We start from the raw sequence: 19937 nt of genomic DNA on the forward strand, positions 1-19937 counted from the left end.
CCGAAGTGACGAACATCAGCCTAATCGGGCGTGGGTCCCCGCGCGCGCCGGTACCGGTCGGCCTCACTTGGGCGTGACGACACCGGTTTCGTAGGCCAGCACGACCGCCTGCGCGCGGTCGCGTAGCCCGAGCTTGCTCAGGACCTTGCCCACATGGGTCTTGACCGTCTGTTCGGCCAAGAACAGCGCACCTGCAATTTCCGCATTGGACATGCCGGTCGCGATGAGTTCGAGAACCTCGCGCTCGCGCGGCGTCAGATCGGCCAGGCGGGAAGGAGTGTTCCTCCGCGCTCCGCGACGGGTCGTGACGTCGGAGATAAGGCGTCGGGTCACCGACGGTGCCAGCAGCGCATCGCCTGCCGCGACGACTCGTACGCCTCTGATCAGTTCCTCGGCCGCCGCGTCCTTGAGGAGGAATCCGCTGGCCCCGAGAGCCAGGGCCTCGTAGACGTAATCGTCGATGTCGAAGGTCGTCAGCATCAGGACACGGACCGGCGACGCGTGCGACGCGGACAGGATCGCGCGGGCCGCGTCGAGCCCGTTCATCTCGGGCATGCGCACGTCCATCAGCACTACGTCCGGCAACAGCCGCGCTACCTCGCTGACCGCGGTGCGACCGTTGTCGGCGTCGCCGACGACCGAGATGTCGTCCTGAGCGCCGAGCAGTGCACCGAACCCCTGCCGCACCATCGCTTGATCGTCGGCGATGAACACCGTTGTAACCACGCGTGACAGCCTAAACCGCGTCGCCGGCGTCAGCCGTTGCCGGCGGAGTCGACATTCCGGTCGGCACACGAACCGAAACCTCGAACCCACCGCCGGGCAGAGGGGCGGCATGCAGCCGGCCGTGTGCGGCCTGCGCTCGCTCGCGCATTCCCGCGATTCCGTGCCCGCCGCAATCGCTTCCGGGAGTGCGGGAGATGCTCGGGTTCGGAGCCGGTGCGTTGACCACCGTCATGTCCACGACGGCAGGGCCGATCGCGATATCCACCTCCACCTCGGCTTCGGGCGCATGGCGCGCGGCATTGGACAGCGATTCCTGCAGAATACGGAACAGGGCCAGTCCTGTTGTCTCCGAGACCGATTCGACGGTACCGGCGATGGCCCACCGCACATTCATGCCCGCTCTGCGACTTGCCTGCAATGTGCGTTCGAGATCCAGTGCACTCGGCGCGGGCGCGTCCTGCATCTGCGCTCCATCGCTACGCAGTACCCCGAGCATCCCCCGGATCTCGTTGAGCGCCTCGCGTGCACTCGCGCCGATCGACTCGAATTCTCGAGCCGCGGCCGGTGACACGTCGTCCAGTCGGTACGGCGCACTCTGGGCCTGAACGACGACCATCGACATGTGGTGTGCCACGACGTCGTGCAGATCGCGGGCGATCTTCGCCCTCTCCTCGAGAATCGTGCGGCGAGTGCGTTCGAGTTCGCTGACCTCCTCCTGCTGCGCGAGCTGCCTGCGCGAAAGAACGAGCCACCGGATCAGCAGCCCGAACACGACCACGGCAGTCAGGCCCACCGACCACCCGATTCCGTCGGAGCCCGGCATGTACGCGAAGAACACCAGCATGCTGGCCAACCACGCCACCAACAGCACCTGCGCCGGAGAACGCAGCGCGACCGCGAACAGCAACGCCAACAGGACGAGGATGTGCACCACTTGCCACGGGTAGTCGTAATCCGGAACGCGGTCGAACGCCGCCGGAATCACCAACGCGGACAGCGCCGATACCGCCCACCCCATCGCGGGATTGAGTCTGATCAGAGCGAACGGAAACGCTGCCAACGCTGCGACGAACGGTAGCAACGGAACCGAAACCTGATGCGTGACCGTCAGTGTCGGCCACGCGATCGAGTACAGAATTGCCGTCACCGCGATGATCAGCACGTCGACCGAACGGACGCCGCCGATCTGCTCGGGCACCCGGCGCCGAGCACGTACCCCGAGTTCGAGACTCGTCGACCTTTTCTTTCGCACGTCTCGAGCCTAGGCAGCATCGACCGCCGGCGTCCTCGTACCGGGGTATCGGTTCGGCATGGCTCGGAGGTATCAGGACCGCGTCGAACCGGTCCCGGGGGCACTCACCACAGCCGAACCTCGGAGCGATGCTTGCCTCGGCCGGCCGAACTTAGCGTCGATCCTCATGAGCCGGAACATATCTCGCACCCTGATGTGCGTGGCAGCTGCCATCGTCGTCGTGACCGCCACGACGGGAGCGGCAACGTCGTCACCCACCGAGGACCGTCGCTCCCCCGTGGCACAGACCGTTCGTGCACTGGTCACCGAACCCGCCGAGGACGCTGCGTCGACCATCCCGAGCGACTTCGCAGACGTCATGGGCTACCGGCCCGCGGTGCAGGACGGGATGGCGAGCAATCCCGGCGGGGATTGCTCGTCCCCGATCCCACTGCCACCCGAGTTCGAGGCTGCGTGCCGAGCCCACGACCTGGGCTACGACCTCCTCCGTTACGCGAACGCGACGGGCACGACCGTCGACCCACAGTGGCGCAGGGCGATCGACGCCCAACTCGACAGTCGCATGCACGACGCCTGTCACCATCGCACCGACGACGGGTCCCGGCAGATCTGCGACGCAGCTGCGGTCGTGGCGGCAACGGCAGTCGACCTCAATTCCTGGCGACAATCGTTCGGTGCACCGGTCGCCGAACCCGCCATGCCCCTGACACTGTTCGGAGCCGTGCTGGCGCTGACGCTGCTGATCGCGTCCGTTGTCGCGCGGTACCGACGTGTGTCGATGACCCCGACCCGCACGGACCGACGCTGATGTCCACCACGGCCATCCCGGACCGCGAGGTCGAGACCCCAGTCGCATCGGATGTCGAGTCGCCCAACCGTCTTCGCTTGCCGAGACTCGGCACGTCGGTGTCCGTTGCAGCGGCTGTGGCGATCTCCTCGGCTCCGTCACTTCTGCCCCGCTCCGCCGTCACTGCGGCCCTGTTCACCGGATTCATGGTGGCACTCGCTCTGACGGTCGCATGTGCGGGCCGACGGGTGTTCGGGCCACGACGGCCCGCGTCGCTACGGCTACGAGCGTGGACCGTCGTCACTGCTGCATTGATCTCGGGCGTCGCGTTGGCCTCGAACATGCACTGGCAGAATCGATTACGAGCCGCGATGGACGTCGAGCCGGTGAGCTGGAGCTACGCCGTCGACGTTACCGGGGGTGCCCTGTGCGTTGCGCTCGTACTGTGCGGAGCCGGTAGCGCGCTCCGGCGAATCTTCTCCGCTCTGGGCCGGAACCGTTGCGTGGCACTGCTCGTCACGGTCGCTGCATTGTCGTACACCCTGGCCGTTCCGTTCGTGCGGTCCACTCTGTCGGCCTCGTACTCGGCCTCGAACTCGGCGATGGACGACGCAGTGGCCGCCCCGACATCGGAGACGAGATCCGGCGGTCCCGGATCCTCGGCACCGTGGCGCACGCTGGGACGCGAGGGCCGCGCGTTCGCGTCGGGAGGGCAGGATCTCGACACCGTACGCACGTACGTGGGACTCGAGTCGGCCGCGACACCGGACGAGCGTGTGGCACTGGCCGTCTCCGAGATGGAACGGGCTGGAGCCTTCGAACGCAGCGTCGTCGTGGTCGCGATTCCCACCGGGTCCGGCTGGGTGGACGAGAATGCGATCACCGGGGCCGAAAGAACGTTCGGCGGTGACGTCGCGACGGTGGCGGTGCAGTACTCCGACAAGCCAAGTTGGGCGACCTTCCTGTTCGCCGAGGACGACGCCCGCCGGTCCGCGAACGCCGTGGTTCGAGCGGTCGCCACACGAGCGGCGGCGGAGCCGACCACACCGAAAGTCGTCGTGTACGGCCAGAGCCTGGGTTCGGTTGCAGGAAGTGATGCGTACCTTGCCGTGCAACAGAACATTTCGTCACTCTGCGGGGCTGTCTGGGCCGGCCCGCCCGCGGGATCGGTCGACACCGACGGTGCCGCCGTCCTGGCCAACTCCTCGGACCCCGTCGCGCGATGGTCTCTCGATCTGTTGTGGTCGCCGCCGGATACGACGACGTTCACGATCGACGCCCCACGGCCGCCGTGGTTGCCTGTCGTCGGCTTCCTGCAGACGTCCGTCGACCTGCTCGCCGCATTGGATGTCACGTCGGGCCACGGCCATCGATACGGGACCGACCAAGGCGAGGCCATGGCTCGCTGCCGCTAACGAGAGGGGCCGCCGGAAAAGGGAGTGCTGGTCCGTCAGCCGAGCAGACCGAGCCGATTGCCGAGCCAGTCCATCTCCTGATCGAGCGCCGGCGCCCAGACCTGCATCGAGTGTCCTCCCGGCAGCTCGCTGTAGTGCACATCCATGCCCGCGGCGGCGGCTGCCCGGTAGGCCCGCTCGGTCTGCGGCCTGAACTCCTCGTCGTCGGCTCCGACGACGAAGGCACCGGCAGAGTCGGGAAAGCTGTTGCGGGAGAGCACGTTCAGCGGCGTAGAACGATCGAACCGATCCTCGTCGGCCGGTGTGTCCGCCCCGTACGCAGCAAGGACCGACTCCGCTCTGGTGCCACGACGTTGTTCGTCCTCACCGGAGATGTCGAGAAATGTGGGGTACGCCGACGGGTCCGTCGTCGCGAGCTGAAGGGCGCAGGTTCCGCCGTAGGAGTACCCGCCGACCGCCCAGGATCGCGGGTCCGAGGACACGTGGAGGTTCGACCGAACCCATTGTGGGACATCGACTGTCAGATACGTCGCAGCATTACCGAGGTCCGAATCCATGCACATCGGGTTGGCTTCGGTGTCCCCCAGCCCGTCGGCAACGACGACAACCGGGGCGACGCCGCCGTGACGTGCCGCGAATGCGTCCATCGTCTGCGGTAGTCGGCCACCTTCGATCCAGTCGACCACATGGCCGGGCTGTCCCGTGAGCAACACCAGTACCGGGAGGTCGTCCGCCCCGTCGTCGTACGCGGCCGGGAGATAGACCGTCGCCGGACGAGCACGGAACTGCGACACCGTGCCGGGCACCTCCACGTCGAACAACCGGCCGTGTCCTTCGACGTGCACGACCGGCGCACGCCCGAGTGCCGACGCGGCCGTGGGGTACCGCGTCACCGTCAGGTTGGTCAGTACGGCGGTCGCCACCAGGAGCGCCGCTGCCAGGCCCAGTGCGCTCAGCCCACCGACGGGCGAGCCGAGCGGACGGCCACGGCGGATGCGAACCACGATCGCACCGGCGGCCACGATCGCCAGCACCGTGGCCGCCGCCAATCCGATGACCGGGACCGCTCCACCGAGCAAGGGCAGATGCGCCAACCGGGCGGCCCACCGATGCAGCACCTCGAACTACCGCAGATCGCCGCGGGCAGCCTCGTACGCAGCGCCGACGCGGTAGAGCCGCTCGTCTGCGAACGCGGGAGCCATGATCTGCAGACCCACCGGCAGACCGTCCTCGGACGCCAGTCCGGACGGCACCGACATCGCGCAGTGGCCGGCGAGGTTGGTGGGCAGGGTGCACAGATCGTTGAGGTACATCGCCATCGGGTCGTCGACTTTGTCGCCCAACGGGAATGCCGTCGTCGGGGTCGTCGGCGATACGAGCACATCCACCTTCTCGTATGCCGCGTCGAAGTCCTGCGCGATCAAGGTGCGGACCTTCAGGGCCGAGCCGTAGTACGCGTCGTAGTAACCGGCCGACAGCGCGTAGGTGCCGATCATGATGCGGCGCTTGACCTCCGGCCCGAACCCCTGAGCGCGGGTGGTGGCCATGACCGATTCGGCGCTGTGGTGGCCGTCGTCGCCCGCACGCAGGCCGTACCGCATTCCGTCGAACCGAGCCAGGTTGGACGACACCTCGGACGGGAGAATCAGGTAGTACGCAGCCAATGCGTGGACGAAGTTGGGGCACGACACCTCGACCACCTCGGCGCCGAGCGAAGTCAATGCGGCCACTGCGGCGTCGAAGGACGAGATGACACCGGACTGATAGTTGTCCGAGTGCAACTCCTTGACCACACCCACCTTCACTCCGGTCAGGTCGCCGCGAGCGCCCTCTCGGGCCGCCTCGACGACGGGACGAACCGGGGTGTCGACCGACGTGGAATCCCGCGGGTCGTAACCCGCGATGACCTCGTGCAGCAACGCGGTGTCGAGCACCGTACGACCACAGGGTCCACCCTGATCCAGCGAGGAGGCGCAGGCGATGAGTCCGTACCGCGAGACGCTGCCGTACGTCGGCTTGGTTCCCACGGTGCCGGTCAGTGCCGCGGGCTGCCGGATGGATCCACCGGTGTCGGTGCCGATGGCCAACGGTGCCTGGAACGAGGCGAGCGCAGCCGCGCTTCCGCCTCCCGAGCCGCCCGGGATCCGGGTGGTGTCCCAGGGGTTCTTGGTCGGTCCGTACGCGGAGTTCTCGGTCGAGGAGCCCATCGCGAACTCGTCCATGTTGGTCTTGCCGAGAACCGGAATGCCCGCCGCTCGCAGCATCGAGGTCAGCGTCGCGTCGTACGGCGACACCCACCCGTCGAGAATCTTCGAGCCGGCGGTGGTCGGCATGTCGGTGGTGGTGAACACGTCCTTGAGCGCCAACGGCACCCCGGCGAGCGGTGAGGCCGGTGCCGAGCCCGCGGCCAGCCCGGCGTCGACGTCGTTCGCCGCGGCCAGCGCCTGCGCGCTTGCCACATGCAGAAAAGCGTGAAGGTCGCCGTCGACCTCGGCAATCCGATCCAGATGTGCCCGGGTCACCTCCACCGCACTGACGTCCCGCGAGTGGATACGGTCGGCGAGCTCGGACGCGTCGAGCTTGGTCAGGTCGGTCATTCGCTCTCTCCCAGAATCTGCGGCACCGCGAAACGGCCCTCCTCGGCATTCGGTGCACCGGACAGCGACTGCTCCGGCGTCAGACCGGGAACGATCACGTCGGGACGCGTCACATTGACGATGTCGCTGGGGTTGGCGGTCGGCGCAACGTCGTCCGTCGCCACCTCGGCGACGGTCTTGACGTGATGGAGGATCGAATCCAACTGGCCGGCGAACTCGTCGAGTTCGGCGTCGCTGAGAGCCAAGCGCGACAGCCGGGCGAGGTGAGCGACCTCGTCGCGGGAGATATCGGGCACCGCGTAGACCCCTTTCACACAGTAGGAGTGGGGCCTGCAGGAACCGGCCCCGTATTTGCGCAGAGCGAACCGCACAGGTCCGCGAACGCGGTCCAGCCTAGTGCGCACCGTTTCGCCGACCTCACTCCCGGTCAGCGGTCTCGATCGGCCGCCGATCTCGCCCGCACGAGTGTCAGAATTGTCACGTCCCGCGTTGCGTGTCGAGCCGGCCAGGTCGAAGATGCAAAGATTGCTCGCGCCGGGGGTGCACAGTGTTCCCTGAACTACGCCAGACGTCGAAAGGGAGCGTGCCATGTCCTACCTGCTCCGCGTGCAGCTGCCCGACCGGCCGGGCAGCCTCGGATCGCTGGCCGTGGCCCTCGGCTCGGTCGGAGCGGACATCCTCTCGCTCGACGTCATCGAACGCGGCGACGGCTACGCGGTCGACGACCTGGTGGTCGACGTTGCGCCCGGTTCGCTTCCCGACACACTGATCACTGCAGCCGAGAACCTCACCGACGTCCGCGTCGACTCGATCCGCCCGTACACCGGCGTTCTCGACACCCATCGCGAACTGGAACTGATCGACCGGGTCGCAGCGGCATCCGACGACCGTCTGCAAGTTCTGGTCGACGGCGCTCCCCGCGTTCTGCGCGTGGGCTGGAGCACCGTGGTGGCCACCAACGCGCACGGTCCGTTCCGCCTGGTCGGTAGCCCGGGCGCACCCGAAACACACGCCGCCGAACTGCCCTGGTTCCCGTTGACCTCTCCCGCTGCACTCGACTCCGACGCAGACTGGGTACCTCAGGTGTGGCGGGACATGGACACCAAGATCGCTGCCGCTCCCCTCGGCACCACCGGCACCGTGCTGATGCTCGGCCGGCCGGGAGGGCCCGAGTTCAGGCCGTCGGAGGTAGCCCGGCTCGGTTACCTCGCCGGGATCGTCGCAACCGTCCTTACCTGATCACCGGAACTCGCCCGGTCTCCCCTACTGCTACGCGTCGGTGTCCGTCGTCGGCTCCGACACTGCGTCCGGGCCCTCGGTCAACAGACGCGTGAACCCTGCCTCGTCCAGGACCGGTACGCCGAGCTCGACGGCCTTGTCGTGCTTCGAACCGGGCGATTCACCGACGACGACGAACGCCGTCTTCTTCGAAACCGAACCTGCGGCCTTTCCACCCCGCAGCAAGATCGCTTCTTTGGCCTCGTCGCGCGAGTAGGAGTCGAGCGAACCGGTGACGACGATCGACAGGCCTTCCAGATTTCGCTCGATGGAGGCGTCTCGCTCGTCCTCCATCCGCACACCGGCATTCCGCCATTTCTCCACGATGGCCCTGTGCCAGTCGACCTCGAACCATTCGGACACAGCAGCCGCGATGGTGCCGCCCACCCCGTCCACCGCCGACAACTCCTCGACGGACGCTGCTTCGATGCGCTCGAGGCTGCCGAATTCTCCGGCGAGGGCTCGTGCAGCGGAGGGGCCGACGTGGCGAATGGACAGGCTCACCAGCACTCGCCACAGAGGCTGATTCTTGGCGGAGGACAGATTGTCGAGCAGTTTGCGCCCGGTGGCCGACAATGCGCCCGATTTCGTGCGGAAGATCGCAGTCTTCATCAGGTCTTCTTCGGTGAGCGAGAACAAATCGCCCTCGTCCTCGATCGCACCGGTGGCCAGAAGATCCGTCGCCGCTTCGTATCCGAGACCCTCGATGTCGAAACGCTGCCGTTCGGCCACGAAGAACACACGCTCACGGCGTTGCGCCGGGCAGAACTGCGAATTGGGGCAGCGCAGGTCCGCGTCGCCGTCCTTCGCCGGTGCCAACGGCGTCGAGCATTCCGGGCATTCGGTGGGCATGACGAATTCGGTCTCGTCGCCGGTCCTGGCGTCGACGACCGGGCCGAGCACCTCCGGAATGACCTCTCCCGCTTTGCGAATCGTGACGGTGTCACCGATCAGAACACCCTTGCGCTTGACCTCCGACGCGTTGTGCAGGGTCGCGAGAGACACCGTGGACCCCGCGACGAGCACCGGCGTCATGTACGCGAACGGAGTCACTCGACCGGTTCGGCCGACGCTGACGCGAATGTCCAGCAGGGTGGTGGTGACTTCCTCAGGTGGGTATTTGTACGCGATGGCCCACCGCGGTGCTCGCGACGTCGTTCCGAGCCGACGGTGCAACGACATCTCGTCGATCTTGACCACCAGGCCGTCGATCTCGTGCTCGACGTCGTGGCGGTGCTTGTCCCAGTACTCGACCTTCTCGACGACGGCATCGATGCCCTGCACGCGCGTCGTGTGGGTCGAGATCGGCAGACCCCACGCCTGCAGAGCCTCGTAGGCGTGCCACTGCGAATCGGGGGTGAAGCCGACCATCCGTCCGAATCCGTGACAGATCATGCCGAGACGCCGCTTCGAGGTCACGGCCGGGTTCTTTTGGCGCAGCGAGCCCGCCGCCGAGTTCCGTGGATTGGCGAACGGGGGTTTGCCCTCTTCGACGAGCGCCGCGTTGAGCGCCTGAAAGTCCTCGAGCCGGAAGAACACCTCACCGCGCACCTCGAGCAGCTCCGGAATCGGATATTCGGCGCTGCCGGTCAAGGTATCGGGGATGTCGTCGATCGTCCGAGCATTGAGCGTGACGTCCTCGCCGGTCCGCCCGTCACCTCGGGTCGCACCGCGCACGAGAGTGCCGTTCTCGTACACCAGGTTCAACGCCACACCGTCGATCTTGACTTCGCACAGGTAGTGCAGATCCGGACCGGCCTCGGTCTCGACCCGCTTGGCCCACGCACGGAGGTCGTCGTGATCGAACACGTTGTCCAAGCTCAGCATTCGTTCCAGATGGTCGACGGCGGTGAACTCCGTCGCGAAACCACCGCCCACGAGTTGGGTCGGTGAGTCGGCCGTACGCAGGTCCGGGTGGGCTTGTTCGAGATCGTTCAGTTCGCGCAGCAGGGCATCGAATTCACCGTCCGAGACGATGGGCGAATCACGTACGTAGTAGCGGAATTGATGTCCACGCACTTCCTCGGCCAGTGTCTGCCACCGCTCGCGGTCGGCAGGGGTGGCAGGATCGAGTTCGACTCCGGCAGCCTCGGCGGCATCGTCGGTTCCTGCAGGCAGTTCGGTCGGCTCAGGCACGTGACGAAGATTATCCGACGGCACCGACATCGAAACGATCCTGCGTCCGGAAGGCTATCTGCCCATCAGGCCCAGCAGCAGGGTGGCGGCGATCAACGCCACCGCGCAGATTCCGGCAGTCAGCGCGAATCCGGTCAGGAAGTCGTCGGAGTAGATACCGCCGAGGACGGAGGCCATCACCGAGAGCAGGACACCGGCGGGCAGACCGCGCCGCTGGGCGTCCGAGAGTCGATACATGTCTCGATCATCGCAGATCCCCGTGTCAGATCTCGTCGACGACCACACTGTTCCCGCCGGACTGCTTGGACCGGTACATCGCCGCGTCCGCCGTGCGAGCCGCTCGTCCCACGACGGAGGTGCCCACGTCCCACAGCGCGGAGTCCTCACGCAGCAGTGCCATACCGACGCTCGCCGTGACCGGAATGTCGTCCCGGTGGTCGCACAGCACGCGCACCACATCGACGCCGAGGTCGACGGTGCTCTGCGCATGTCCGACGACGGCCAGCAGAAATTCTTCGCCACCGGTTCGCGCGAGCACTCCGCCGTGGTGGCGGGCGAGTCTGCGCAGCCGATCCGCGACCCGGACGATGACCTCGTCGCCCCGGCTGTGGCCGTAGCGGTCGTTGACGGCCTTGAACTTGTCGATGTCGACCACCAGGAACGCCATCGACAGTCCGCGTTTGTTCGCGAGCTGCCACAGGTCGAGCAGTTCACTGTCGATACCGCGGCGGTTGTACACCCCGGTCAGAGGATCGAGTACCGACCGCTTGGCGTCGTTGGACAACGTCGTCCACGCCACCTGCGCGAACACCGGTACCGCCACCGTTGCCAGCAACAGCACCACCGTCGCCGTCGCGACCGCCGGTCCGTCGACGGCAACCACCTCGCCGTCCATCACAGCGAGGAACGTGCGAATACCGAAGCCGATGATGAACGTCGCCGTCCACACCAGGTGGGCTACGAGCAATCGAGGACTGAGGAAATACGTACAGAACGCTCCGGTGACGGCGAACAGCACCGTTCCGATCAAGGACGCGACCGGCGCGTACAACACCAGCACCGAGGTCGTCAGAATGTCGCCGAACGCCAGGAACCCGACGAAGAACTTCTTCCCGGGGATCGGGCCGAACACGCACCGTGCGGCAACGAGTACCTGCGTGAACAGGACGAAGAAGACCCACCCGATTGCCAGCGAGCCGGTGGGGCCGAGATCGCTGAACAACATGAGAATCGACGTGAGGGCATACATCAGGACGGCGGTGCCGAAGACGACCCGGATGATTCCCGTCAGTGGACGAGTGGACCGGTGGTTGAGGATCCATTCGAAGTCGTGCGGAGCCCGGTACCAATCCGACGTGGCGGCGGCGAGTTTGGCCAGAACTCCGCGTCGATGCCGGCCGGAACGTCGGAGGGAGGCGACTTCATCGAAGCCGCGACCACCTGATGCCATGTACGAACTCCCACCGATTCAAAGCAGACCCCCGACGGCCGTGTGAATGATGTCACACCTGTTGTGCGTCCCGAACGACCCGGGACGGAGCCGCAGGACGCTCCAGGCATTCCGACTCGGCACACTGTGTTTCGTCACAATGTCCCGGTCCGTGGTCACAACGATTCGGGTGCGTCCCGATAGGCCGCGACAACCTCGTGGGTGAGAGCCGTTGCTCGACGAGCCCACTCGGGCGTGCTTCCGGCCAAGCCGCAGGACGGCGTCACCGACACCTGCGAAGCGAGTATCGAACGATCGAAGCCGAGGCTGTCGACCAACTTCACACCGGGCTCGGCGCACTCGCGCCACAAGGGTGGTCGGTCCGGGGTTGCCGACGGCACCGATCCCAGTACGAGGGTCTTGCCGGCCTGGAGCAGCTCTCCCAGCGCATCGAGGTCGGTTCGGCGCAGCTCGTGTGCATCCACGGCCACCGCGACGGCTCGGGTTCGGCGCAGCAGATCGACGGGAGCTCCCCCGTCACAGCAGTGCACAGCGACCGGTAACGCGATGGTGTCGATCAGTGAGTCGAGCAGGTCCAGAACCTCCGGTTCCGGGATCGCGCGCACCGAGTCGATACCGGTGATCCCGGTCAGACTGCCCGCGAGAACGGCGGCGAGACTGGGTTCGTCGAGTTGGACCACCACGTTCGCCGAGAGTCTGCGTGCCACTTCTGCGCAGTGCAGGCGCAGCCCTTCGCCGAGGGATTCCGCGAAGTGCCGTAGAGCGCCGCGGTCGGTCAGCGCGCGGTGTCCGTGCCGCAATTCGACCTGCGCGGCCATGGTGAACGGTCCTGCAGCCTGCACCTTGATGGTCCGGCCGGCACCGCGTAGTCCCGCGACCTCCCACAGTTCCTCGAGCACGTCCAGATCCTCGGTGAGAAAGTCGGTCGCACGGCGACCGGCCAGCATCGGACGCGGTACGACGCGGTAGCCCGACGTCCGGACGTCGAGTTCGACGTCGACCATGATGGCTCCGGTGCGGCCGATCATGTCGGCACCGAGCCCGCGCCCTGGCAGTTCGACCACGTGTGGCAGTTCACCCAGCTCGCCGAGGACGATGGCGACGGCCTCACGAACGTCGGTGCCGGGCCACGAACCTATGCCGGTCGCCAGCCCTCCGAACGTGCTCGGGGTCACTCGCGCTCGGATCGGGTGCCCGAGATGGTCGAGCTGCCGATCACGATGTCACCGTGAATGTCCTTGCGGTACAACACCGCTGCCTGCCCTTTGGCGACACCGGTCAAGGGTGCCCGGAGCTGGATCTCCATCCCGTCGCCGACGGCCTCGGCAACCGCGTCGGTCAGCCCGCCGTGCGCCCGAACCTGTACGACGCATTCGATGGGCCCGGTGGGCGCGGTGCCCTCGGTCCACACTGCGCGGTCTCCGGTGATGGACCAGACGTCCAGCTTCTGCGCCGAACCGACCATGACGGTGCCGGTGTCCGGTTCGATCGAGGTGACGTAGCGCGGACGGCCGTCCACGGCCGGTCCTTCCACCCCGAGACCCTTACGCTGGCCGATGGTGAAGCCGTGCACACCGTCGTGGTCCGCCAACTCGGCTCCGGTCTCGGAGTCGACGACCTTGCCGGGACGAACGCCGATGTGTGCGCCGAGGAAGGCCCGGGTGTCGCCCGAGGGAATGAAGCAGATGTCGTGACTGTCCGGCTTGTCGGCGACGGCGAGACCCCGCTCGGCTGCTTCCTCGCGGATCTCGGACTTGGGGGTGTCGCCGATGGGGAACATCGCACGCGAGAGCTGCCCGCGGTTCAGGACGGCCAGCACGTAGGACTGATCCTTGTCGGCGTCCACCGCACGCCGCAGAACTCCGTCGTGCAGTTGCGCGTAGTGCCCGGTCGCGACGGCGTCGAAGCCCAGTGCCAACGCGCGGTCCGCGAGCGCGGAGAACTTGATCTTCTCGTTGCACCGCAGGCACGGGTTGGGAGTCTCCCCCGCGGCGTACGAGGCGACGAAGTCGTCGATGACGTCTTCTTTGAACCGATCCGCGAAGTCCCAAACGTAGAACGGTATTCCGAGGACGTCGGCAGCTCGGCGTGCATCCCCGGCGTCTTCTTTCGAGCAGCACCCGCGAGAGCCGGTCCGCAGCGCCCCGGGAGCGGTGGACAGCGCCAGATGAACGCCCACGACGTCGTGCCCCTCGTCGACGGCTCGAGCCGCGGCGACTGCGGAGTCGACTCCCCCGCTCATGGCAGCAAGAACACGCATCAGCGATTTCCTCCTCGAGCTCCGACGCCGGCGAGTCCGGCGGCACGAGCACGTTCGACGACCTGCGGCAGGGCCGCAAGCACAGTGGTGATGTCCGAATCGGACGAGCCGGTTCCCAAAGAGAACCGAAGGGATCCGCGGGCCACGCCCGGATCGCACCCGAGCGCGATCAGAACATGGCTCGCGCTCGCCACACCCGCCGTGCAGGCGGATCCCGTCGAGCATTCTATGCCCGCGGCGTCGAGAAGCATCAACAGCGAATCCCCCTCGCACCCGGGGAAGGTGAAGTGCACGTTTCCGGCGAGCCGCCCGTCGCCCTCCGGGCCGTTGAGGATGGCGTCGGGCACCACCTCGCGAACCCCGGTGATGAGTCGATCACGCAACGCGCGAGTTCGTTCCCCGTGCAGCGACAGATTCTGCACCGTCGAGCGCAGTGCGGCCGCCATCGCGACGACGCCGGCCGTGTCGGGCGTGCCGGACCGGACGTCACGTTCGTGACCACCACCGTGGAACAGCGGCACGCACGGGACCTGACGGCCCAGCAACAGGGCTCCGACGCCCTGCGGGCCCCCGAACTTGTGCGCGGCGATACTCAGGGCGGACAGACCGCTGTCGGCGAATCCCACTGGTAGGTGCGGTACGGCCTGCACGGCGTCGCTGTGCATCGGAACGCCGTACTCCGCGGCCACCGCTGCGAGTTCGACGATCGGCATGACGGTGCCGATCTCGTTGTTGGCCCACATGACCGTCACCAGCGCGGTCTCGTCTGCGTGCAGAGCCAGCTCGGCGCGCAGCACATCGGGGGTGACCCGGCCCTCGTCGTCGACCGGGAGCCAGGTGACAGTCGCCCCTTCGTGCGCGACGAGCCACTCCACCGCGTCGAGCACGGCGTGATGCTCCACCGAGCTGGCGATGATCCTGGTCAGTGCGGCGTTCGAGTCTCGACGGGCCGAGAAGATGCCCTTGACGGCGAGATTGTCGCTTTCGGTACCACCGGAGGTGAAGATCACCTCGGACGGGCGCGCACCGAGGTCCGCGGCGATCGACTCGCGAGATTCCTCGACCCGGCGACGGGCGGACCGGCCCGAGGTGTGCAGCGACGATGCGTTCCCGACGGTGCCGAACACGGAGTTCATCGCCTCGATCGCACACGGCAACATGGGAGTGGTCGCGGCGTGATCGAGGTACACCGATGGCTGCGGCGGGGTGGGGGCAGGCGTACTGCGCACAGAAGGCATAACGCGCTCGACGATACCCGGTCGAGCGACCGCGGACCTACCTGCGCGAGGTGGGTCCACGGTCGCCCGGGTCAGCTGCGAATCAGGCGGCTGCAACCGTCGGCGCGCTGGGGCTTCGCTCGGCTTCGGCCATCACTTCGTGCACCGCCGGGTCGTAGACGTCCTTCCGGGGTCGTTCCGCAGGCTCCACTCCGTCGTCGCGTCGAATCGCCACCTCGCAGCGCCGCGCGAGGTCGTGTCGATCGCCGCCGGGCGCTTCCGGGGCGGTGAACTCGACCTCGGCGCGCAGTCCGGCGAGCCGGAAGATGCGGCCGATCGACGCTCCGATCGTCTCGTCTCCGACGAAGCACGTCGCGGTGGTCGGTTCGCCGTGTCGATCGAGATAGCGCAGCCGGATGGGCTGCACCCACGTCTCGGAATCGATGGCAGCCTGCAACAGGGCCGGGCGAAGCGATCCGTAGGCCAACCCACACCAGGTGGTGGCCTCGGGGAACACGACGACCGATGCGCCCGCGCGGATTCGGTCGGCAACCTGGTCGACAACGTCCGGGAGCTCACGCAGTCGTGCGCGATCGATGGGAAGCACCTTCATGGCCCGAGCCAGTCGCCCGAGCAGCGGCCAGTCCACCAGATCGGCTCGGGCAACGAACGTCGACGGGCGCACTGCCGTGAGGACGACGACGTCGGTCCACGAAATGTGTCCGGAGACGTGCAGGGCACCACCTGCCGTACGCGACCGCTCTCGCTCCGAGCGTGTATCGAGCACGGTGAGATCGATGCCGATGGCCGATAGCAGCATCCGAGCGCCCAGCCGCGTCAATGCATGCCGAACCCGGGGAAAGGGCACCCCCAGGACGACCAACAGCGGCAACAGCGCGAAGGCCGCGATCGCCGCAACGATGCGCAGAACGAGGACGATTCGACGCACCGTGGGCGGATTCTTCGGCAGACACCCGTCACTGCACGGCGAGGACGGCATCCAGGCGTGTGCGCGAACCAGGGGTTGCGTCATCGGGCACCCGACTCGAATGTCGTTGCTGCAGAACGAAGACGGTCCAGATACCTGGTGTTGGCCTCGTGCAGGCCGAGGAGCGCGACGAAATCCGCCACTCCGAATTCCGGGTCGTGGGCGGGCTCACCGCAGATGGAGGCACCGAGCCGGAGGTAACCGTTCATCAACGGCGGCATGGACGCTCGCTTCGCCGCCGGAATGTCGAGGAGATCGACGCCGTCGACGACCACGGGGTTGTAGGGCACGACCCGCCTGTCGACCGCTGTCGCGTGTCGATCCAACAGCCGGTCGCGAACACCACGCACGTTGGCCCCGACCGCTTCCCCGGGAGCCGATTGCATCGGAACCGACACGCAACCCATCACCCACTCGTATCCCGTCACGTCGAGGTAGTGCAGGATTCCCGCCCACATCAGGCCGAGGACCGACCCCGATCGGTGGTCGGGATGCACAGCAGCCCTACCCATTTCGACGATGTTCATCCCGACGGGATCGAGCGCGGAGATGTCGAATTCGGTTGCGGTGTAATAGCCGCCTGCCGACACCGCGGCCTGCGGCGGCAACATGCGATAGCAACCGACGAACGTGTCGGTCCACTGGTCGCGAACGAGAAGGTGGTCGCAGAAATCGTCGAACCGGTCGGCGTCCAGACCGTCCGTGTCGGTGGGTATGGCAAAGCCGGGCTCGGAGGCGAACACGTCGTAGCGCAGGCGCTGCGCCGCGAGTCGGTGTTCGGGGTCGGTGGACAACACGAGCGAATAGCGGTCGGTGGCCGGGACGATCGATGCAGTCGAGCTCATGACGGAAGTGGTCATGAGGTGTGTCTAACGAGTGGGGAAGACTACCGGGCATCGCCGAGGAGAAGTGTCGGAAGAGTTTGCATGAACACGATTGCGCCCGCCGAAACGCAACGGGCCCCCACCGCAATCGCGATGAGGGCCCGTCGAGCAGAGATTTTCGCCGAGAGGCTATCCCTTGTGCTTCTTGACGGCCTCGGTCAGCTGAGGCGCGACGTTGAACAGGTCACCGACGATGCCGTAGTCGGCGATCTCGAAGATGGGAGCTTCCTCGTCCTTGTTCACCGCGACGATGGTCTTCGAGGTCTGCATGCCGGCACGGTGCTGGATGGCTCCGGAAATGCCGAGTGCAACGTACAGCTGCGGGGAGACGGTCTTGCCCGTCTGGCCCACCTGGAACTGGCCCGGGTAGTAACCGGAGTCCACGGCGGCACGCGAGGCACCCACTGCGGCACCCAGCGAATCTGCCAGATCCTCGACGACGGTGAACTTGTCGGCGCTGCCGACGCCACGGCCACCGGAGACGACGACCGTTGCTTCGGTCAGTTCCGGACGGTCGCCGCCGACGATCGGGTCACGCGAGGTGACCTTGACGGTGCCCTCTTCCTGCGCCGGGACCTCGACGGTCTCGCGGGTTCCCGCTCCGGCCTTCGGCTCTGCCTCGACTGCGCCGGGGCGCAGCGAGAGGACGGGGACGTCGCCGTTGGCCTTGGCCTCGACGGTGAACGCACCACCGAAGATGGAGTAGACGGCACTGCCGTCGCCGTTGATCGCGACGACGTCGTTGTGGTAGCCCGAGCCCAGACGGGCGGCGAGGCGGCCGGCAACTTCCTTGCCCTCGATCGTCGCTGCGGTGATGATCGCCGCAGGCGAGACCGACTCGGCGAGGGACGACAGGACGTCGACCTTCGGCGTGACGAGAAAACCGTCGACGTCGTCGGACTCGGCGACGTAGATCTTCTCGGCACCGGCCTCGGTCAACGCGTCGGCGACCTTGTCGGCGGTACCGACCGGGCCGGTGACGACCGCGGACGGCTCACCCAGTGCGCGGGCCGCGGTGATCAGCTCGGAGCTGACCTTCTTCAGTGTTCCTTCGACGTGCTCCACGAGCACGAGTACTTCTGCCATGACTTTGCTCCTCGTTGGTCTTCGATTGCTCGGTGGGGCGGGATCAGATGATCTTCTGGCCTACGAGGTAGGTGGCGATCTTGTCGCCGCCGTCGCCCTCGTCGGTGAGCCGCTCGCCGGCAGTCTTGGGAGGCTTGGGGGTGGACGAGGTGACCGTCGTTCCGGCGTTGTCGACGCCGACGATGCCGTCCTCGACACCGATGTCGGCCAGAGTGATGGTCTGCACCGTCTTCTTCTTGGCGGCCATGATTCCCTTGAACGACGGGAACCGCGGCTCGTTGATCTTCTCGGTGACGCTCACGATGGCGGGCAGCGTGGCTTCGAGTCCGAAGATGCCCTCGTCGGTCTCGCGCTCGCCGGTGACCTTGCCGTCTGCGACGGACAGCTTGCGCAGCTGCGTCAAGGCCGGGATCTGCAGGTATTCGGCGATGATCGCCGGAACTGCGCCGGTGCGGCCGTCGGTGGCCTCGTTACCCGCGATGATGAGATCGGCAGGCTCGTCGTTCTCGAACGCGACGTTGCCCAGTGCCGCAGCCAGGGCGTACCCGGTCTGGATGGCGTCGGAGCCGTGCAGGCTCGGGTCGTTGAGGTGTACCGCGCTGTCCGCGCCCATCGACAGAGCCTTGCGGATCGCGTCGGTGGCGCGATCGGGGCCTGCGGACAGAACCTTGACCTCACCGCCCTGAGCTTCCTTGATGAGCAGGGCTTCTTCGACGGCCCGCTCGTTGATCTCGTCGAGAACGGCGTCTGCAGCCTCGCGATCGAGGGTGTAGTCACCGTCGCTGAGCTTGCGCTCGGACCATGTGTCTGGAACCTGCTTGATCAAAACAACGATGTTCGTCATGGGTCTGCGTCGACCTCCTGGTCATGTTCTGCTGATCGTGAGTGTTCTAACGGTTGCTGCAAGTCGAACGGTTGGTGCAGTTCTACGTTCCGCTACGAGGTTACCCCACCGTAGTTACTGGTGGGTAACTTACCTCCCTGCCCGATCGACCATACATCCGCACCCCGACTGTTATGGAGACCACGTTGGCTTACCTCATCGCCGGAGGCACTAACCTTCCGTCGGTGAACGATTCATCGGCTCGGACACCGGCACCGGAACCACTCCCCCTCACCGGCGAGCGAACTGTGCCCGGCATCGCCGAGGAGAACTACTGGTTCCGCCGTCACGAGGTGGTCTACCGCGCCCTCGCAGAGCGGTGCCGCGACCGCACGGTGCTCGAAGCCGGATCGGGAGAAGGCTACGGAGCCAACATGATTGCCGAGGTTGCGGCCTGCGTCGTCGGCCTCGACTACGACGTCTCGGCCGCGACGCACGTCCACGCGCGCTACCCCGCGGTGACGATGGTGCGCGGCAATCTCGACCGCCTTCCGTTCGCGGATTCCTCGGTCGGTGTCGTCGTCAACTTCCAGGTCATCGAACACCTCTGGGATCAAGGAGCGTTCCTGGCCGAAGTGCACCGCGTCCTCGAGCCCGGCGGCACGCTGCTGATCAGCACACCGAACCGCATCACCTTCTCGCCCGGACGCGACACTCCCCTCAACCCCTTCCACACCCGCGAACTCGACGCGGCAGAACTGACCGAGTTGCTCGTCGCCGCCCGCCTCGAGGTCACCGAGCTCACCGGAGTCCGGCACGGCAGCACGCTGGCCGCCCTCGACGCCAAACACGGCGGATCCTTCATCGACGCGCAGATCGAACGAGCACTCGCCGGTGAACCCTGGCCTGCCGAACTCGCCGAGGACGTCGCCGCGATCACCATCGCCGACTTCGACATCGCGGCCGATCGAATCGACGACAGCCTCGACCTGGTCGCCGTCGCCCGAAAGAGCTCGGCTGCGGTGATCGGGTGACATC

Annotated in this window: 19 protein-coding genes; 4 read left to right on the top strand and 15 right to left on the bottom strand. The window is 66.7% G+C overall.

Going from position 1 to position 19937, the window contains the following annotated elements; translation table 11 throughout:
* Window positions 1–63 precede the first annotated feature (63 nt).
* Together ASH04_RS17310 and ASH04_RS17315 are read right to left on the bottom strand one after the other, a co-directional pair.
* Window positions 64–726, bottom strand: coding sequence for a response regulator (locus ASH04_RS17310; RefSeq protein WP_032391549.1), 663 nt, complete (start codon window positions 724–726; stop codon window positions 64–66).
* Window positions 727–736: 10 nt separating this feature from the next.
* Window positions 737–1924, bottom strand: a complete 1188-nt coding sequence (locus tag ASH04_RS17315; protein ID WP_032407038.1) for a sensor histidine kinase — start codon at window positions 1922–1924, stop codon at window positions 737–739.
* A 220-nt stretch (window positions 1925–2144) separates the two neighbouring features.
* Here ASH04_RS17315 and ASH04_RS17320 point away from each other — a divergent pair, with 220 nt between their 5' ends.
* Window positions 2145–2786 carry a hypothetical protein gene (locus ASH04_RS17320; protein WP_032407037.1) on the top strand — a complete coding sequence of 214 codons (642 nt, stop codon included), beginning with the start codon at window positions 2145–2147 and terminating at the stop codon, window positions 2784–2786.
* Complete coding sequence (locus ASH04_RS17325; protein ID WP_057474112.1) at window positions 2786–4180, top strand: alpha/beta-hydrolase family protein; 1395 nt, start codon at window positions 2786–2788, stop codon at window positions 4178–4180. Before ASH04_RS17320 ends, ASH04_RS17325 begins: the two co-directional genes overlap by 1 nt.
* A gap of 35 nt (window positions 4181–4215) precedes the next feature.
* Here ASH04_RS17325 and ASH04_RS17330 read toward each other — a convergent pair whose 3' ends face one another.
* Genes ASH04_RS17330 through gatC form a run of 3 tightly spaced genes read right to left on the bottom strand, consistent with a single transcriptional unit; the run spans window position 4216 to window position 7073 of the window.
* A complete protein-coding gene (locus ASH04_RS17330; RefSeq protein WP_052053330.1) occupies window positions 4216–5298 on the bottom strand; it encodes an alpha/beta hydrolase in 1083 nt (360 codons plus the stop codon).
* A gap of 6 nt (window positions 5299–5304) precedes the next feature.
* On the bottom strand, window positions 5305–6777 hold the full coding sequence (gene gatA / locus ASH04_RS17335; protein ID WP_057474113.1) for an Asp-tRNA(Asn)/Glu-tRNA(Gln) amidotransferase subunit GatA: 1473 nt from the start codon (window positions 6775–6777) through the stop codon (window positions 5305–5307).
* Window positions 6774–7073 carry an Asp-tRNA(Asn)/Glu-tRNA(Gln) amidotransferase subunit GatC gene (gatC, locus tag ASH04_RS17340; RefSeq protein ID WP_027496634.1) on the bottom strand — a complete coding sequence of 100 codons (300 nt, stop codon included), beginning with the start codon at window positions 7071–7073 and terminating at the stop codon, window positions 6774–6776. The genes gatA and gatC overlap by 4 nt, the downstream gene beginning before the upstream one ends.
* Window positions 7074–7365: 292 nt before the next feature.
* Between gatC and ASH04_RS17345 the strand changes: the two genes are divergently transcribed.
* The gene (locus tag ASH04_RS17345; RefSeq protein WP_027496633.1) at window positions 7366–8016 is read left to right on the top strand and encodes an amino acid-binding protein; all 651 of its coding nucleotides are present in this window, start codon (window positions 7366–7368) and stop codon (window positions 8014–8016) included.
* 30 nt (window positions 8017–8046) lie between these two features.
* Here ASH04_RS17345 and ligA read toward each other — a convergent pair whose 3' ends face one another.
* The 10 genes from ligA to ASH04_RS17395 all read right to left on the bottom strand — a co-directional run bounded on the left by ligA (window position 8047) and on the right by ASH04_RS17395 (window position 18920).
* Window positions 8047–10191 carry an NAD-dependent DNA ligase LigA gene (gene ligA / locus ASH04_RS17350; protein WP_442971198.1) on the bottom strand — a complete coding sequence of 715 codons (2145 nt, stop codon included), beginning with the start codon at window positions 10189–10191 and terminating at the stop codon, window positions 8047–8049.
* A gap of 54 nt (window positions 10192–10245) precedes the next feature.
* Entirely contained in the window at window positions 10246–10428 is a 183-nt protein-coding gene (locus tag ASH04_RS17355; RefSeq protein ID WP_027496631.1) for a hypothetical protein, read from the bottom strand.
* A 25-nt stretch (window positions 10429–10453) separates the two neighbouring features.
* A complete protein-coding gene (locus ASH04_RS17360; protein ID WP_052057239.1) occupies window positions 10454–11641 on the bottom strand; it encodes a GGDEF domain-containing protein in 1188 nt (395 codons plus the stop codon).
* Between the two features lie 155 nt (window positions 11642–11796).
* Entirely contained in the window at window positions 11797–12816 is a 1020-nt protein-coding gene (locus ASH04_RS17365; RefSeq protein ID WP_027496629.1) for a methionine synthase, read from the bottom strand.
* A complete protein-coding gene (mnmA, locus tag ASH04_RS17370) occupies window positions 12813–13901 on the bottom strand; it encodes a tRNA 2-thiouridine(34) synthase MnmA (protein ID WP_027496628.1) in 1089 nt (362 codons plus the stop codon). The genes ASH04_RS17365 and mnmA overlap by 4 nt, the downstream gene beginning before the upstream one ends.
* On the bottom strand, window positions 13901–15139 hold the full coding sequence (locus ASH04_RS17375; protein ID WP_057474114.1) for a cysteine desulfurase family protein: 1239 nt from the start codon (window positions 15137–15139) through the stop codon (window positions 13901–13903). Before ASH04_RS17375 ends, mnmA begins: the two co-directional genes overlap by 1 nt.
* 82 nt (window positions 15140–15221) lie before the next feature.
* Window positions 15222–16151: a lysophospholipid acyltransferase family protein gene (locus ASH04_RS17380; RefSeq protein WP_057474115.1), complete on the bottom strand. Its 930-nt coding sequence runs from the start codon at window positions 16149–16151 to the stop codon at window positions 15222–15224.
* The gene (locus ASH04_RS17385) at window positions 16148–16966 is read right to left on the bottom strand and encodes a GNAT family N-acetyltransferase (protein WP_027496626.1); all 819 of its coding nucleotides are present in this window, start codon (window positions 16964–16966) and stop codon (window positions 16148–16150) included. Before ASH04_RS17385 ends, ASH04_RS17380 begins: the two co-directional genes overlap by 4 nt.
* 153 nt (window positions 16967–17119) lie before the next feature.
* The gene (locus tag ASH04_RS17390; protein WP_027496625.1) at window positions 17120–18076 is read right to left on the bottom strand and encodes an electron transfer flavoprotein subunit alpha/FixB family protein; all 957 of its coding nucleotides are present in this window, start codon (window positions 18074–18076) and stop codon (window positions 17120–17122) included.
* A 43-nt stretch (window positions 18077–18119) separates the two neighbouring features.
* Window positions 18120–18920 (bottom strand): electron transfer flavoprotein subunit beta/FixA family protein, encoded by an 801-nt coding sequence (locus ASH04_RS17395; RefSeq protein ID WP_027496624.1) that lies wholly within the window; start codon window positions 18918–18920, stop codon window positions 18120–18122.
* 173 nt (window positions 18921–19093) lie between these two features.
* On the opposite strand from ASH04_RS17395, the gene ASH04_RS17400 reads away from it, so the two are divergent.
* Window positions 19094–19933 (top strand): class I SAM-dependent methyltransferase, encoded by an 840-nt coding sequence (locus tag ASH04_RS17400; protein WP_032366359.1) that lies wholly within the window; start codon window positions 19094–19096, stop codon window positions 19931–19933.
* Window positions 19934–19937 lie beyond the last annotated feature (4 nt).

Origin of the sequence: Rhodococcus sp. Leaf233 (assembly GCF_001426165.1) — a bacterium.
Lineage (GTDB): Bacteria > Actinomycetota > Actinomycetes > Mycobacteriales > Mycobacteriaceae > Rhodococcoides > Rhodococcoides fascians.